The organism is Flavobacterium sp. TS_SC_5, from assembly GCF_056156265.1.
The window spans coordinates 2,891,873-2,908,735 of sequence record NZ_CM149588.1; the positions used below are offsets into that span (position 1 = coordinate 2,891,873).

At 33.4% G+C, this 16,863-nt stretch carries 16 protein-coding genes and 1 pseudogene; 8 read left to right on the plus strand and 9 right to left on the minus strand.

What is annotated here, in order from left to right:
* Window positions 1-15: 15 nt before the first annotated feature.
* Both AC0J6S_RS12450 and AC0J6S_RS12455 read left to right on the plus strand, forming a co-directional pair.
* Window positions 16-927, plus strand: a complete 912-nt coding sequence (locus tag AC0J6S_RS12450) for a lysostaphin resistance A-like protein (RefSeq protein ID WP_474954106.1) — start codon at window positions 16-18, stop codon at window positions 925-927.
* Window positions 928-965: 38 nt separating this feature from the next.
* A complete protein-coding gene (locus AC0J6S_RS12455; protein WP_474954107.1) occupies window positions 966-2,015 on the plus strand; it encodes an AMP-binding protein in 1,050 nt (349 codons plus the stop codon).
* A gap of 74 nt (window positions 2,016-2,089) precedes the next feature.
* On the opposite strand, the gene AC0J6S_RS12460 is transcribed toward AC0J6S_RS12455, so the two are convergent.
* The 4 genes from AC0J6S_RS12460 to prfB all read right to left on the minus strand — a co-directional run bounded on the left by AC0J6S_RS12460 (window position 2,090) and on the right by prfB (window position 6,954).
* The gene (locus tag AC0J6S_RS12460; RefSeq protein WP_474954108.1) at window positions 2,090-2,722 is read right to left on the minus strand and encodes a hypothetical protein; all 633 of its coding nucleotides are present in this window, start codon (window positions 2,720-2,722) and stop codon (window positions 2,090-2,092) included.
* Window positions 2,723-2,861: 139 nt separating this feature from the next.
* Window positions 2,862-4,490: an acyl-CoA carboxylase subunit beta gene (locus AC0J6S_RS12465; RefSeq protein WP_474954109.1), complete on the minus strand. Its 1,629-nt coding sequence runs from the start codon at window positions 4,488-4,490 to the stop codon at window positions 2,862-2,864.
* Between the two features lie 165 nt (window positions 4,491-4,655).
* On the minus strand, window positions 4,656-5,654 hold the full coding sequence (lpxD, locus tag AC0J6S_RS12470) for a UDP-3-O-(3-hydroxymyristoyl)glucosamine N-acyltransferase (RefSeq protein ID WP_474954110.1): 999 nt from the start codon (window positions 5,652-5,654) through the stop codon (window positions 4,656-4,658).
* A 201-nt stretch (window positions 5,655-5,855) separates the two neighbouring features.
* A protein-coding gene (gene prfB, locus AC0J6S_RS12475; RefSeq protein ID WP_474954111.1) for a peptide chain release factor 2 occupies window positions 5,856-6,954 on the minus strand; the annotation gives its coding sequence in 2 pieces (ribosomal slippage) (window positions 5,856-6,890 and window positions 6,892-6,954; 1,098 coding nt in all).
* A gap of 191 nt (window positions 6,955-7,145) precedes the next feature.
* On the opposite strand from prfB, the gene AC0J6S_RS12480 reads away from it, so the two are divergent.
* Window positions 7,146-8,168 (plus strand): threonine aldolase family protein, encoded by a 1,023-nt coding sequence (locus AC0J6S_RS12480; protein WP_474954112.1) that lies wholly within the window; start codon window positions 7,146-7,148, stop codon window positions 8,166-8,168.
* Window positions 8,169-8,240: 72 nt separating this feature from the next.
* On the opposite strand, the gene AC0J6S_RS12485 is transcribed toward AC0J6S_RS12480, so the two are convergent.
* The gene (locus tag AC0J6S_RS12485) at window positions 8,241-8,561 is read right to left on the minus strand and encodes a YbaB/EbfC family nucleoid-associated protein (RefSeq protein ID WP_474954113.1); all 321 of its coding nucleotides are present in this window, start codon (window positions 8,559-8,561) and stop codon (window positions 8,241-8,243) included.
* A gap of 145 nt (window positions 8,562-8,706) precedes the next feature.
* On the opposite strand from AC0J6S_RS12485, the gene AC0J6S_RS12490 reads away from it, so the two are divergent.
* From AC0J6S_RS12490 to AC0J6S_RS12505, 4 genes are all read left to right on the plus strand, one after another.
* On the plus strand, window positions 8,707-10,767 hold the full coding sequence (locus AC0J6S_RS12490; protein WP_474954114.1) for a S9 family peptidase: 2,061 nt from the start codon (window positions 8,707-8,709) through the stop codon (window positions 10,765-10,767).
* A gap of 69 nt (window positions 10,768-10,836) precedes the next feature.
* On the plus strand, window positions 10,837-11,877 hold the full coding sequence (gene capA, locus AC0J6S_RS12495; protein ID WP_474954115.1) for a cysteate synthase: 1,041 nt from the start codon (window positions 10,837-10,839) through the stop codon (window positions 11,875-11,877).
* Window positions 11,878-12,590: 713 nt separating this feature from the next.
* A complete protein-coding gene (locus AC0J6S_RS12500; RefSeq protein WP_474956362.1) occupies window positions 12,591-12,761 on the plus strand; it encodes an IS3 family transposase in 171 nt (56 codons plus the stop codon).
* Between the two features lie 160 nt (window positions 12,762-12,921).
* Window positions 12,922-13,062 (plus strand): hypothetical protein, encoded by a 141-nt coding sequence (locus AC0J6S_RS12505; protein WP_474954116.1) that lies wholly within the window; start codon window positions 12,922-12,924, stop codon window positions 13,060-13,062.
* 317 nt (window positions 13,063-13,379) lie between these two features.
* Here AC0J6S_RS12505 and AC0J6S_RS12510 read toward each other — a convergent pair.
* The 4 genes and pseudogenes from AC0J6S_RS12510 to AC0J6S_RS12525 all read right to left on the minus strand — a co-directional run.
* A pseudogene (locus AC0J6S_RS12510) lies at window positions 13,380-13,766 on the minus strand (TlpA family protein disulfide reductase); the annotation flags it as partial.
* 18 nt (window positions 13,767-13,784) lie between these two features.
* Window positions 13,785-14,546 (minus strand): DUF4369 domain-containing protein, encoded by a 762-nt coding sequence (locus AC0J6S_RS12515; protein WP_474954117.1) that lies wholly within the window; start codon window positions 14,544-14,546, stop codon window positions 13,785-13,787.
* Between the two features lie 783 nt (window positions 14,547-15,329).
* Entirely contained in the window at window positions 15,330-15,770 is a 441-nt protein-coding gene (locus tag AC0J6S_RS12520; RefSeq protein ID WP_474954118.1) for a KTSC domain-containing protein, read from the minus strand.
* A 173-nt stretch (window positions 15,771-15,943) separates the two neighbouring features.
* The gene (locus AC0J6S_RS12525) at window positions 15,944-16,189 is read right to left on the minus strand and encodes a hypothetical protein (protein WP_039107414.1); all 246 of its coding nucleotides are present in this window, start codon (window positions 16,187-16,189) and stop codon (window positions 15,944-15,946) included.
* 90 nt (window positions 16,190-16,279) lie between these two features.
* Here AC0J6S_RS12525 and AC0J6S_RS12530 point away from each other — a divergent pair, with 90 nt between their 5' ends.
* Window positions 16,280-16,834: a hypothetical protein gene (locus tag AC0J6S_RS12530; RefSeq protein WP_474954119.1), complete on the plus strand. Its 555-nt coding sequence runs from the start codon at window positions 16,280-16,282 to the stop codon at window positions 16,832-16,834.
* The last annotated feature ends 29 nt before the right edge of the window (window positions 16,835-16,863 follow it).

Here is a 16,863-nt window from a genome sequence, read left to right on the forward strand (position 1 = left end):
TTAAACTAAAAATACATGTTTATAGAACAAGGTTTAAAATCAGAAAATAAGTTTTGGAAGTATATTGTGGGCTCTCTAATAATCATTTTTGCTTCATTTCTGGGTCAATTGCCACTCCTTATGGCATTACTTTATGAGACATTCGTACATGGAAAATCGTATCCTACCAGCAATGAGGCAATCATGCGTTTTTTTGAACCCAATTTCACTTTGTTCTTGATCATGATTTCGTTTGTAATTATAATGCTCGGAATTATTTTGGTAATCCGCTATTTGCATCATCAAACGGTACTTTCTGTCACAACCTCAAGAAATACAGTAGATTGGAGCCGAATCGTGTTTTCATTTTTGATTTGGTCAGTAATAACTATTGTATCTACATTGTTATTTTATTATTATTCTCCAAGTGATTTTGTCATCAACTTTAAACCTGTTCCATTTGCTATTTTGGCAATAATCGCTATATTCCTTATTCCTATACAAACCAGTTCCGAAGAATATATTTTTAGAGGCTACTTGATGCAGGGATTTGCCAATCTTGCCAGAAACAAATGGTTTCCGCTACTGATGACATCATTGATTTTTGGTGGCATGCATTGGTTTAATCCAGAAGTTACTAAGATTGGTCCAATTGTTCTGGTTTATTACATTGGGACTGGGTTGTTTCTGGGAATTATAACGCTTATGGATGAGGGAATGGAATTGGCTTTGGGCTTTCATGCAGCTAATAATTTAGTTGGTGCATTGTTAATCACTTCAGATTGGTCTGCTTTTCAAACGCATTCTATTTTCAAAGATATTTCAGATCCTTCAGCGGGTTTAGATGTTATTTTTCCTGTTGTCATAATATTCCCAATACTTTTATTTATCTTTAGTAAAAAATACAACTGGACGAACTGGAAAGAAAAACTAAGCGGCAATATATAGTTGATTTAAGCATTAAATAATTTAAAAAATACTCGCTCATGACCAATACAATAACTTATCAGAGTGTTCATAATCTGTTTAAATTGAACGGATTTCACCTAAATCGAAATGATTTATGTCGAGTTGCGTATAGTTTCATCAAAGAAGGTGATGAATATGAGAAGTCTGTTGGAGACTTCATACTTGATTGGTTTGACAATAAATCCTACCTCGAACTGAATACATCCGGGACTACGGGAACGCCCAAAATAATCCGAATTGAGAAACAAGCAATGGTCAATTCAGCGATTGCTACTGGTGATTTTTTTGATTTACAACCGGGCGATAGAGCATTACACTGTTTGCCAACGAAATACATCGCTGGAAAGATGATGTTTGTTAGAAGCTTTATTCTTGGTCTTGATATCGATTTTGTGGCGCCAACTTCGCATCCAATGGTGAAAAATGACACTAAATATGATTTTGTAGCTATGGTTCCTTTACAGGCCCAAAACTCTTTGGCAGCATTAAATAATGTGAAGAAGATGATTATTGGCGGTGCAAAAATGAACAATGCTTTAGAAAAAGGACTTTCTAAATTGAAAACACAGGTGTACGAAACCTACGGTATGACTGAAACTATTACGCATATTGCAGCTAAAAAAATAGGAGAGAAGGCATTTTCAGTTTTACCTAACATAAAAATTGCCAAAGATGACAGAAATTGTCTGGTCATTGATGCACCTAAAATTTCAGAAGAATCGATTGTTACGAATGATTTAGTGGAAATAGTTGGTGAAAATCAATTTGTTTTTTTAGGAAGAATAGATAATGTAATCAACAGCGGTGGGATTAAATTAATCCCTGAAAAAATCGAGGATAAATTGTCGGCAAAGATTCAATCCAGATTTTTTGTAACTGGAATACATGACGCTGATTTAGGCGAAAAATTAGTTTTAGTAATCGAAGGCGAAAATCAAACTTTGGAGGAAAGTATTTTTGATGGGTTAGATAAATATGAAAAACCAAAAGAAGTATTTTATATAGCAAAATTTTCCGAAACTGAAAATGGTAAGCTGAAAAGAAAAGAAATACTGGAGAGCATATAAATTAGTATAAGTATCAAATTCAAAAACAATCTTTTCTGGAAGACACTTTTGAATTTGATACTTTTTAATAAAAATTAGTTTGTAAATCGGTAATTGAATCTCAAACCTAAACTATTTTCAGCATGGCCACGAGCCAAAAACTGAGTTAAATTCATCGATACACCTAATTTATTTTTGTTAGGACTAATATTAAAGTAGCGACCCACATACAAACCGGAGCAGGCACCAAATTGTTGATCGCTGGCGTATTCTGAAACAAAACCCATTCCAATTTTACCGTCTTCATCTGATAAAACATAGCCAACGCCTGTTTCTGCTCCCCAAAACCAATGTGAATTCATATTGAATTGAATGTTGGGTTTGATACTAAAAAGACTAAAATTATTATGACTGGCTCTTTCTTGCAGTGTACTTTCGGGGGTTAGAATTCGAGTGTTTTTTCGGATGAACCGATAATCATAATCAAATCGGATTCCTAGTTCTATTTTTTTTGAAATCAATTTTCCAGCTCTCGCATTCAAACCAATCGCTAGTCGGTGCGTCCGATACATCTCGATATGAACTGGTAAAGATGCATTGAGTCCCGATTCAAAATAAATAGGTTTCTTTTCTTTTTGAGTACCAGTCTTGCCTAATTTGTTTTGTGCACAAATTGAATAACCCATTAGTAGCATTATACTAAATAGTAGCGCCAAAATCTTTTTCATTTCTTATTCAAGTTTAAATTAATAAAATGAATTAGGTTAAGATTTTTTAATAAATGAGGCTATTTTACAACTGCTACAAAGCGGGAGTAAAACAGCCATAAATATACAAAACATTACTATAAGTATTTGAAAATCAGTATTAAACTTGAATAACTCCTAAATTAAATTTTTTCTCAATTGGCGAGTGGTTTGCCGCTTCAATTCCCATAGATATCCAAGTTCTGGTATCTTTTGGATCGATAATCGCATCTGTCCATAAACGTGATGCAGCATAATAAGGAGAAACTTGTTCGTCATATCTCGCTTTTATTTTATCAAATAACTCTTTTTCTTTGATTTCATCTATGACTTCACCTTTTGCTTTAAGCGAAGAAGCTTCAATTTGTGCTAATACTTTTGCAGCCTGTGTTCCACCCATAACGGCTAATTCTGCACTTGGCCAAGCAAAAATTAATCTTGGGTCATAGGCTTTACCGCACATAGCATAATTTCCTGCTCCGTATGAATTTCCCACGATTACCGTAAACTTTGGTACAACCGAATTAGAAACTGCGTTTACCATTTTGGCACCGTCTTTTATGATTCCGCCATGTTCAGATTTAGATCCAACCATAAATCCCGTAACATCTTGAACGAATACTAATGGAATTTTTTTCTGGTTGCAATTGGCTATAAAACGAGTGGCTTTATCCGCACTATCGGAATAAATTACTCCTCCAAACTGCATTTCTCCATTTTTAGTTTTCACCACTTTTCGTTGGTTAGCAACAATTCCCACTGCCCATCCATCAATTCTGGCATAACCGGTTATAATGGTTTGACCGTAACCGTCTTTATACGCTTCAAATTCAGAATTATCAACTAAACGATTAATGATTTCCATCATGTCGTACTGCTCATTTCGGGCTTTTGGCAAAACACCGTAAATTTCATTTTGGTCTAATGCCGGTTTTTCAGCTTTAATTCGGCTGAAACCGGCTTTGTCAAAATCACCTATTTTGTCGACTATATTTTTTATTTTATCTAATGCATCTTTATCATCTTTGGCTTTGTAATCCGTAACGCCCGAAATCTCACAATGGGTTGTTGCTCCCCCCAATGTTTCATTATCGATGCTTTCGCCAATAGCAGCTTTCACTAAATAACTTCCAGCTAAGAAAATACTTCCCGTTTTATCAACAATCATAGCTTCATCGCTCATGATTGGCAAATAGGCACCACCAGCAACGCAACTCCCCATCACAGCAGAAATTTGAGTTATTCCCATACTGCTCATCAGGGCATTATTTCTAAAAATACGTCCGAAATGTTCTTTATCAGGGAAAATTTCGTCTTGCAATGGCAAGTAAACTCCGGCACTATCCACTAAATAGATGATTGGCAATCTGTTTTCCATTGCAATTTCTTGCGCACGTAAGTTTTTCTTTGCGGTGATAGGAAACCAAGCACCTGCTTTCACGGTAGCGTCATTGGCCACAACAATGCATTGTTTCCCTCTTATGTACCCTATTTTTACCACAACACCTCCTGATGGACAGCCGCCGTGTTCCGCATACATTCCTTCACCAACAAACGCTCCAATTTCTATACACTTCGCCTTTGGATCCAATAAATAATCGATACGTTCGCGTGCAGTCATTTTGCCTTCACTATGTAATTTTTGGATGCGTTTTTCGCCGCCGCCTAATTTAACTACGCTTAATTTTTGACGCAAAGCAGAAAGTAAAAGTTTATTGTGGTCTTCGTTTTTGTTGAAGTTCAAATCCATGATGAAATAATGTTAAAAAAGTTTGTGCTAAAATACAAAATCCATCGAAATAAATTTTATTATTTTAAAGTGTAAACAATGAAAATCGAATATTTGTTTACTATTAAAACAAAAAAACAGAAGCGAACTTCTGTTTTTTTATGAATTTAATAAAAAAGCTAAAGTTTATTTTTTAGATTCATTTACTAGTCTTTTCAAAATAGCCCATTGTTTCAGTGCATCTCGAGCTTCTACAGCAGGATATCCTAACATGGTTTTTCCTGCTGGAATATCTCCTGTTACACCTGAACCAGCACCTACTATAGCTCCGTCACCAATAGTGGTATGGTCTTTTATAGAAGCGCTTCCGCCAATAATAACTCCGTTTCCTAATGTTACTGAACCAGCAAGTCCGCTATTTCCAGCCATAATACAAAATTTACCTAATTTACTGTTATGTCCAATTTGCACTAAATTATCAATTTTACAACCATCACCTAAAACGGTAGAACTGAATTTTCCTCTATCAACGCACGTATTAGCGCCAATTTCTACATTATTACCTATAATTACATTTCCAATTTGTGGAATTTTTACCAAACCTCTTTGCGGATCAGGACGAAAACCAAAGCCATCAGCTCCAATTGTTGCATTGGGATGTAAAATACAGTCGTTTCCTATATGGCAACGTTCTCTGATTACAGTTCCTGACCAGATAACCGTGTTTTTTCCAATGGTACATTCATCTAGAATGGTCACGTTAGGATAGATTGTTGTGTTGTCACCAATGACAACTTTTGGTCCAACATAAGATCCAGCACCAATTCTGACTCCATTGCAAATAGTTGCTGTTTCGTCTATTATTGCAGTTGGATGAATGTCAATATTGAATAATGGTGTAGGAGGAGCAAAAAGTTCTAATACTTGTGACATCGCCAAATCAGCATTTTTTACTTTTATAAAAGCTCTGTTTTCGCCAGGTTCTATAGATATGTCTTCATTAACAACGGCAACAGAAGCATTAGATGAAGCCCAAAATTTTTCATATTTTTTATTTCCAATAAATGAAATTTCGGAAATAGTGGCCATTTCTAACTGTTCAGGAGCTGTAATTTTTTGAGTTATGCTTCCTACGATAGCGCCCTTAAGAATATCGTTTATTTCTTCAATTGAATAAGATTTCATGGAGTATATAGGAATTAGTTTTGTTATCGTTTTCAAATAAAATCATTTAACGTTGAAATTGCAAATGTTTTTTTGAATTAAAAATAAATGTTTACTTTGGTTAAAAATAAAACCCCTTAAATTCATCGATCATATGATGTTAAGGGGGTAATATTTATGAGAGCATTGTGAAAATTTATAAATCGTGCTTATAATAATATCTTATTCTTCATCTTTTTGCCCCATCATCATTAAATAGGCTTTCAGAAATTCGTCAATTTCTCCGTTCATAACACCATCAACGTTACTCGTTTCATAACCGGTACGAACATCTTTGACTAACTTATACGGTTGCATCACATAATTTCTGATTTGGGATCCCCATTCTATTTTCATTTTTCCGGCTTCAATATCAGCGCGTTGTGCCTGTTTCTTTTTTAACTCAATTTCGTATAGTTGAGAGCGCAGCATTTGCATGGCGCGTTGCCTGTTATCTTGTTGGGAACGTGTTTCAGAACATTGTATTTGGATTCCGGTTGGTTTATGAAACAATTGGACTTTGGTTTCTACCTTATTTACGTTTTGTCCTCCCGCACCGCTGGATCTCGAAGTCGTAATCTCGATATCAGCAGGATTAATCTCAATTTCTATACTGTCATCTACTAGCGGATACACATAAACGGAAGCAAATGAAGTATGACGTTTGGCATTACTGTCAAAGGGGGAAATGCGAACCAATCGATGTACGCCGTTTTCTCCTTTTAAATATCCAAAAGAATAATCGCCTTCAAATTCGAGTGTTACGGTTTTTATACCCGCCGCTTCTCCTTTTTGGAAATTCAGCTCTTTTATTTTGAAGCCGTATTTTTCGCCCCACATCATATACATACGCATCAGCATTTCGGCCCAGTCACAACTTTCTGTTCCTCCGGCTCCAGCGGTTATTTGTACCACAGCACTCAAAGTATCACCTTCATCCGAAAGCATATTTTTGAATTCGATGGCTTCAATATGTGCTTGCGTAGAGATGTAATGTTCATCTAATTCTTCTCCGGTAAGTTCACCTTCTTTGTAAAAATCATAGGCGAGTTGCAATTCTTCAGTCATTTCGACTGCTTTGTTGTAATCTTCAATCCACTTTTTCTTGTTCCGAAGGTTTTTAACAATGAGTTCAGCTTCTTTGGCATTATTCCAAAAGTCTGGCGCAAAAGTTTTTTCTTCTTCGTTTGAAATTTCAATTAGCTTGGCATCAACGTCAAAGATACCTCCTCAACGCACCAAGGCGCTCTACAATACCTTTAATTTGTTCGGTAGTTGTCATAAAATTATATTAATTTGATAGGTCTGTTTTCAATATTTATCAAAAATGCCGTTGTGTACTACAATTAGTTTAGTTTTAACGCAACTAGTTGGAATTAACAAACGGTATTGTGTAAATTTGTGGCACAAAAATAGAAAATTTTTACGCAGGGACAAGTCACGGCTTCTCCTTATCAAAAATAAATAAATAATATGGAAATAAATTTAGTTAGCGATACGATTACAAAACCTTCACGCGAAATGTTGGTACACATGTTAAATGCTGTAGTGGGTGATGATGTTTACAAACAAGATCCTACGGTTATTGAACTTGAAGCCAAAGTTGCCGAAATGTTCGGAATGGAAGCAGGACTTTTCTTCCCTTCCGGAACTATGGCCAATCAAACGGCAATTAAATTACATACACAGCCTGGAGAACAATTGATTGCCGACAAATATGCGCATGTTTATCATTACGAAGGCGGTGGAGTTTCTTTTAACAGCGGTGTCTCGTGTTGTTTATTAGATGGAAATCGCGGAATGATAACCGCGGAACAAGTGGCTGGAGCGATTAATGATCCGGAATTTTACCACAGTCCGTTGACGAGTTTAGTTTGTGTTGAAAACACTACCAATAAAGGTGGCGGTGCATGTTACGAATTGGAAGATTTGCAAAAAATAAAGATGGTTTGTGATGCCAATAATTTAAAATTTCACATGGATGGTGCCCGCATCTGGAATGCTTTGGTAGCCAAAAATCAAGACCCGAAAGCGTTTGGGAAATTATTTGATACGATTTCTGTTTGTTTGTCTAAAGGTTTGGGAGCACCAATTGGTTCGGTTTTATTAGGTGATAAAGCTACGATTCATAGAGCGTTGCGTGTCAGAAAAATATTAGGTGGCGGAATGCGTCAGGTAGGTTATTTGGCGGCAGCCGGAATTTATGCTTTAGATAATAATATAGAACGTCTCGCTGAAGATCATCGAAGAGCTAAAGAAATAGGTGAAGTTTTGAAAAACGTAAGCTGGGTGGCATCAGTAGAGCCGGTTGAAACTAATATTTTGATATTCACGTTGGTTCCAAATTGTATCGAAAAGAATTTAATTGAATTGTTGAAACAAAAAAATATTTTAATTAGTTCGATGGGGCATGGAAAACTGCGAATTGTCACACATCTTGATTATAAAGAAGTAATGCATACGTATGTATTAGAAACGCTACAAAAATTGGTTTAAAAAAGTTATGAGTTATGAATTATGAGTTTTTCAAGTTGTCGAAACTCATAATTCATAACTTATAATTCATATTTACTTAAACAAATTATCCATTCCTGGAATCATTGGTATATCCATTTTGGTAACGGCATCCAGTTCGTTCTGATTCACATTTGTTGCTTTTTCAATCGCTTTATTCAATACTAAAATCAAATAATCTTCCAGTTGATCTTTATCTTCTAATAAAGTGTCGTCAATGGTGATTGATTTTATAGTTCTGTTAGCAGTCAAAGTTACTTTCAATAAACCATCTGTACTTTGTTCATCAATTAGAACAGTATCTAAACGTTTTTTTGTGTCTTCTATCTTTTGTTGGGTCTCTTTAAGTTTGCCCATCATTCCCATTAAATCCATGTTTTAATTTTTTAAATTAATTTTATTTACAAAATTACTATATTGCATAGTCATAATCAATAAAATATTCATGAAAAATATACTCTTCCTCAGTTGTCTTTGTGTTATTTTTGCAGCATCAAATACTAAAATTAAAGCACAAAAAATGTCAAAAAATATTCCAACTCCAATAGCTAAAATAATTCCAAAAACTTTAGAAAAACACAATCAAAAACGTGTAGACAATTATTTCTGGTTAAACGACAGAGAGAATCCGGAAGTGATTGATTATTTGAATCAGGAAAATGACTATTATGACGCTATGACTGCGGATACAAAAGGTTTTCAGAAAGAATTGTACGAAGAAATGAAAGCCCGCATCAAAGAAGATGACCAATCAGTTCCTTACTTATACAATGGCTATTATTATATCACGCGTTTTGAAACTGGAAAAAATTATCCCATTTATTCCAGAAAAAAAGGAAGTCTGACCGCTACTGAGGAAATTTTGTTCAACTGTAATGACTTAGCGAAGGGACAAACCTACTTTCAATTGGGCGGTTTGAGCGTGAGTCCGGATAATAAATTTGCGAGTTTTGGAATCGATACCGTGGGAAGACGCATTTATACTATACAAATCAAAAACTTAGAAACGGGAGAAATTCTTTCGGATAAGATTGAAAATGCTACCGGAAGTTCAGTTTGGGCTAATGATAATAAAACGATATTTTACACCAGACAAGACAAAGTTACGTTACGTTCTGATAAGGTTTTCAAACATAAATTAGAGACAGATTCAGCTGCTGATGTATTGGTTTTTAATGAAAAAGATGATACATTCAACGTTTCTGTTGGTAAAGAAAAATCAAAAAAATACATTGTAATAGGTTCTGGAAGTACACTAACCACTGAGTATAGAATTTTGAATTCAGATAATCCAGACGGAGAATTTATTGTTTTTCAACCAAGAGTTCGCGGACTAGAATACAGTATTTCTCATTTTGGGGATTCTTTTTACATTATGACCAATAAAGACAAAGCGACTAACTTCAAGTTGATGAAAACGCCTGAAAGTGCTACTGCAAAAGAAAATTGGAAAGATGTAATCGCGCACAGAGAAGACGTTTTATTGGAAGATATTGAGATTTTTAGAAACTATTTGGTTGTCGAAGAACGTTCTAATGGTTTGAATCATATTCGCATTATGCCTTGGAGTGTAGAAGGGGAATATTATTTACCTTTTGGAAGTGAAACATATAGTGCTTACACAACGACGAATGTTGACTTTGATACTGATATTTTACGTTATAGCTACCAATCATTAGCAACGCCATCTTCGGTTATTGATTTTAATATGAAGACCAAGGAGAAAGAAATAATGAAAGAGCAACAGGTTCTAGGTGGAAAATTTGATAAAAATAATTACATTGAAGAACGAGTTTGGGCCATTGCAACAGATGGAACTAGAGTGCCAATTTCAATGGTGTACAAAAAAGGATTGAAAAAAGACGGGAAAAATCCGGTACTACTTTATGCGTATGGATCTTATGGAGTGACCATGGATGCTTATTTTTCATCAACACGTTTATCGATTTTGGATCGAGGATTTGTTTTTGCCATAGCGCATATTCGTGGTGGTGAAGATTTAGGAAGACAATGGTATGAGGATGGAAAATTATTGAAAAAGAAAAACACCTTTACTGATTTTATCGATTGTTCTAAATTTTTAATTCAGGAAAAATATACTTCACCAAAGCATTTATATGCTGAAGGCGGTTCTGCAGGCGGATTATTAATGGGAGCAGTAGTCAATATGGCACCGGAACTGTATAACGGAGTAATTGCTCAAGTGCCATTTGTGGATGTTATCACTACGATGCTTGATGATACAATTCCCCTTACAACAGGAGAATATGATGAATGGGGAAATCCAAACGAGAAAAAATCGTATGATTATATGTTGTCGTATTCTCCTTATGATAATGTTAAGGCTCAAAAATATCCTAATATGTTTGTTTCCACCGGGCTTCATGATTCTCAAGTACAATACTGGGAACCTGCCAAGTGGGTTGCAAAGCTACGAACCCTAAAAACAAATGATACTGTTTTATATCTTAATACAAATATGGATGCCGGTCACGGTGGCGCTTCAGGACGATTTGAAGCTCTAAAGGAATTAGCAAAAGAATATAGTTTTTTATTAGATTTAGAAGGAATTAAAAACTAATTAGATTTTTTTTGTTAGATTTGCAACATTCGTGTTTAATGTAAAATTGCCACGACTAACTATTTTTTTATGAAAAAAGAAATAACTGCTTATAATAATGTCTTAGAATTAATAGGTAATACTCCACTTATTAAGCTAAATAAAGTTACTGAAAATTTAGAAGGTAATTTTTACGCTAAAGTAGAAGCTTTTAACCCTGGACATTCCTCTAAAGATAGAATAGCATTATATATAATTGAAGAAGCTGAAAAGAGAGGCATTTTATCTCCTGGTGATACTATAATTGAAACTACGTCCGGAAACACTGGTTTTAGTTTAGCAATGGTCAGTATCATAAAAGGCTACAATTGTATTCTTGCGGTTAGTTCAAAATCATCTAAAGATAAAATAGACATGCTTCGCAGCTTAGGCGCTAAAGTATATGTTTGTCCGGCGCATGTATCTGCCGATGATGAACGTTCTTATTATAACGTGGCTAAACGTTTGCACGAAGAAACGAAAGGTTCGGTTTATATCAATCAGTATTTCAATCAATTGAATGTTGACGCGCATTATAAGTCTACTGGTCCGGAAATTTGGAAACAAACGAACGGAGCAATTACACACTTAATTGCTTGTAGTGGTACAGGCGGAACTATTTCAGGTACTGCAAAATACCTAAAAGAACAAAATCCTAATATTAGAATTCTTGGAGTTGATGCTTTTGGTTCTGTATTGAAAAAATACCATGAAACAAGAGAATTCGATAATGATGAAATTTATCCATACAGAATTGAAGGTCTGGGTAAAAATTTAATTCCATCTGCAACGGATTTTGATATTATTGATAAGTTCATGAAAGTTACTGATGAAGAAAGCGCTCATGCTGCCCGAGAAATCACCAGAAAAGAGGGTTTATTTGTTGGATATACTTCAGGAGCAGTAATGCAAGCGATACGACAGTATGCAGAAGAAGGTGAATTTGACGAAAACAGTAATGTTATCGCAATTTTCCCGGATCATGGATCTCGTTATATGAGTAAAGTATTTAGCGATGATTGGATGAATGAACAAGGTTTCTTCGACAGCATCAATGAAGAAGAAGTTCAAAAAATTGAAATGATAAAATAAATTCAAAATTATAAATGAAAAAGTCCCATCTTTGACATGCCCCAAAAAGTTAGACACTATTTGGGGCATTTTTTATGGAAAGAAAAGTAAAATATGATTATACATTTAAATTAGAATGTGTAGAATTAGTTTTAAACAAAGACCAATCATGTGGTGTTGTATCGAAACAAAAAGAAATAATAAAATCCCGAGTTCAAAAATGGTTAAGTTTATTTAAAAAGCATGGTCAAAAAGCTTTGCAATGAGCAAGGAATTAGACTTATACCATTGATTTTAAGGTAAACGTTTTAAAAACATTATCCAAAAATTAATTATCTTTAAGAGAAGCGTGTTTGCTATTTAATATTCCTTCAGAATCTACTATTTTAAATGGAAAAAAGATTTTGCTAACTTTGGTATTGAAGCACCACATTCAAAAGCAAAAGGCAGAGGAAAATCTACGAGTAATTTTAAACGTAAAAACAGAAATCAGACAAGCCATTAACCAAAGAAGATGAACTTCTTTTAGAAAATGAAGCATTACGCTGTGCGCTTGAATATTTAAAAAAGTTAAAAGCCTTAATTCAAGCCGAAGAGAAAGCCAAAAAGCGCAAGGCATAATGTAATTAAGGCATAAATGTGATTTAAATTTACTTTTAAATCGAACTAGTATGGCACGTAGTAGTTTTTATTATCATTAAAGGCAGAATAAATTACCTGTTAAATACAAAGAAATTAAAGAGTTAATTAAAGCCATTTATCAAAGACATAAAGGGCGCTATGGTTACAGAAGAATAACGGATGAGATACAAAATAGAGGAATAATTATCAATCATAAAACCGTTTTTAAATTGATAAATTTATTGGTATTAAAAGGCATTTTTAGAGTAAAAAAGCACAAATAGGATAAAGGAGAACAATGTAAAATTGTTGTAAACATATTAGAAAGAAATTTTAAAGCAACAGCACCAAATCAAAAATGGGCAACTGATGTAACTGAATTTAATATTGCAGGAAACAAATTATATTTATCGCCAATAATCGACTTATATAATCAAGGAAATAATGAGTTATGAGCTAGCAGAACGACCAGTATTCAATCAAGTGGTAATGATGTTGACGAAGGCATTTAAGAAAATATCAAACAACACTAATCTAGTTTTACATTCTGATCAAGGATGGCAATATCAAATGAAACAATATTAATACTTACTAAAAGAAAAAGGAATAATCCAAAGTATGTCAAGAAAGGGAAATTGTTTAGATAATGCAATAATTGAAAATTTTTTTGTGTACAAAGCCAGAATTATATTACTTGAACAAGTATCATTCAATAGAATAATTAAAACAAGAAATAGAGGAGTATATAAATTATTATAACAAATATTGAATTAAGTATAATTTAAACAAAATGAGCCCGATAAAATATCGAGCCCATTATTATCAAAATTAATTATAAATTTGTCTAAAGTTTTGGGTGCAGTCTACAGGGAGATTTTTTTATTTTGTATTGATGTAGTTCCTTATTTTGCTAAAAGTTCTAATATTTTAGCTCTAAGCGCTTCCCCTCGTAAATCTTTTGCAACTACATTTCCTGATGCATCAAGAATAAAAGTTGCTGGAATAGATTCCACTTTGTATTGTGCTGCGATAGGTTCATCCCAAAATTTTAAATTTGAAACCTGATTCCAAGTTAATTTATCTTTTGCGATAGCATCTTTCCAAGCTTTAGCATCTTTGTCTAAAGATACTCCAATAATATTAAGACCTTTTCCGTGTAACTCTTTGTAAAGAGCAACAACATTCGGGTTTTCTTGACGGCATGGTCCACACCAAGAAGCCCAAAAATCAACTATTGTTACTTTTCCTAAACTTTCTTTAAGAGAAATTATTTTCCCTTGAGGATTAGGGCCTGAAAAATCTGCTCTTCATTTAGCTTCTCCAGCAGGAGTAGGAGCAGCTCCTACACCAGCGGGCGCTTTCATTTCAGCAAGTTTAGTTTTAATTGCTATACCTGGCTTAGTTTTTTTCAATGATTCATCTAAACCATTGTACAGTTTTTCAGATTTTGCAATGTCAGCAGTTGGATCGTTTAACATACCTTGAATAATCAAAGCAGTAATAAACGATTTTGGATGTGACTCAGCATAAGCAACATATTTTGCTTTTGAAGCAACACCAACTTCTTCTTGAATTTTAGAGAATTCTTGCATCAAATTATTAATCACAACAGTATCTTTAGATTGTTGTGCAGCATTCATTGCTTCCATATTCTTAGTTTGGAAATCCATTAGTTTCTTTTGAACTTTAGTGATTTCTTCATTGAAAGATACGTACTCATCATTATTATACGTACCAGAAACTTTAGATTTTTGAATACTGTCTTTGTTAATAGTAATAGTGACTTCACCATTTTCTAATATGAAAGGTATTTTAGCTTGCGCTCCTTCTAATTGAATGGTATAGAATGCAGGCTCTGTAATATTTCCTTTCATTTCAAATTTACCATTTTCAACTTTTACAGTATCTTTTGGTAAAACCATTCCGGTTGCATCTTGCGTTTCTAAGATAATAGTTTTACCATTATCAATTCCTGTTGCAGTTCCTGTAATTAGGTATTCATCTTTGCCAACTTTGCTACAAGAGATTAAAACTACAGCTGCCGAAAGTAATAAAATTATTTTTTTCATTATTAATTAGTTAATTGAGTTAAGTCTGCAAAAGTATTTAAAAAATATAAAATACAAATATTTTTAGAACCTAAATTTTTGTTATAATTTGGTATTAAATGTGTATTGTTTTGAGTTGATTATGAAATAAATCCCCTTCATTATTAGAGGCTTTGGCTGATAGCGAAATGTAATACTATTTAAAAAGTCAAGAGGTGTGTAGATTACACCAACCAAGATCCGGAAAATGGATTTTTGAATCGTACTCGAAATAGAATTTTAATTTCAAAAAAATCGAAACTTATTAGGTTCGGTAGCGGAATTGTTTGTTGCTTGTAAAAAGTAAAGTTGCAGCTTAAGGATGTAAAGCATTGTAATGCTGAGAAATGATTTACAGTTAAATTACGCTGTTTTGGTTGTGTCTAATTATTACGGATTCAGCATGTTCTATTTCATTTTCTGTAATTCTAATATCTAAGTTTATATCCCTTAGTTCTTTATGAAGAATTGCGCAAGATGAATTTGATTGTAAATTAAAATCAATTTGACTTCTTTGCTCTTTTAATACATCAAGTATTTCTTTTGCTTTTTTATATTGCGACTTGTATATCTTGCAAAAGTCTATCATAATATGTAAGGTAAGTTTGTATAATTTTGAGATGCTAATTTAGTATAATCAAGTTTATTACGCAACATAATTTATTATCTGAATTGCTTAAATGATTTTTTAATTTAATTATCAAATTATTTTAAACAAAAAAAGCATCCTTGATTAGGATGCTTGTGTATTCTATCTGTAGAAAATTAATCTTGATTGATGGTTTTTCTCCAAGTAAATGAATTTAAAATATGTCTCTTCGCAAATCTTCCAGGAGATTCAGCATTGACCATTTTCACGTAAGTTGCTTTAGGAACACTAATATATTCGTAAACGCTGCCGTTAGAAAAATTAATTATTAATCGTCCTTCAACAAATTTGTAATCTGTAATTGTTGATGTAGAGATTGTTTCAGTATACTCTGGTAAGTTTGCTTTTATAGTTTCAGGATTGATACTTACCAAAAAGTGGTATGCTTCAATAATTTTTTTACTATTTTCTTCTGCAGCTTTCAAACCTTCATCATCACCTGAAAACTTGTCCGGATGTGATTCTTTCATCGCATTACGATAAATCGTTTTTAAATCTTTCAGCTCTGCAGTTTTGTCTACATTTAGCAGTTTGCGGTATTCAACTATTTTTTTCATAAATAAGGTAACTACTTGTCTTTTACTATAAAATCAATATAATTTGATTTTAAAATCGACAAATTTTTTGCAAAGGTACACTTTTTTTTATTTTTTTAGTTTCAGACCAATAAATTTTAATCAAAAAGTACTTTTTAAAGTTCTTAATTGAATATTTTAGAATTTAAAAACAGTTATTGTTGCGGCTTATTATTTGCCTTATCGAAATTTTTAGATTTTTTTGGATATTTGTTATAACTGATATCGCTTGGATTTTCTATGATTGATTTAATAGTAATCCAATCTCCAATAGCATGTTTTTGAGCCATTTTATAGTCTAACAGGTATTCGCCACAAAAAAAGTTGTTATTTTCATCTTTTTCCATAATTCCGGTGTAAACACCTTTTTGTAACATTCTTTCTTCAGAAGCTTTAGTCATAATCTTTTTATTTTAATAATTCCAGTTGGCAAAGTTAATCAAATATAGTTTGTCTTGCTACGAATTGGGCTTTCTGATTACCTTTGTAATATGGAAAAATTTTTTCGACCAAACCCTAATTCATTCAAGAATACGTTCTGTGTTTTTGATGAAGTGGCTATTGAGTCTATAAATGGATTGAAAATCCAGTACGACAGTAAATCTGGAAGTAAATATTACTACACTAAAACAGGAATGTATCGTTTGTCCAATCATTGGGGCCGCTTGGCTAATAGCAAATGGCGTTTAGAACCTTTGGAACCTGAAACCAAATCCAAAATTAAGTTGGGCTATGCCTCTTGGGAAAATTTTTATCCCGATAATGCTGTTGAAGAACTGTATTATTTAGAAGCAAATTACCAAAACCGAACGGTCAATTACCAACACAAGAATAATCCAAACTACGATAAAAGGGCAATATTAAGAACCAGCTTTGAAACCACTAAACGCATCAAACAAATTCGGAATTTATTCAGTCTTACTTCTTGGGCCAAGTATTTTGAATATGAAGACATAGATGATTTGAGGAAAAAAATCATTCAGGAACTAATTTTTACCACTAAAACTTTGGAGGAAATAAAAAAAGAATTCATCTCTGGTTTCTAATTCCTGTCTTTTCTGCGATTCAAAATTCA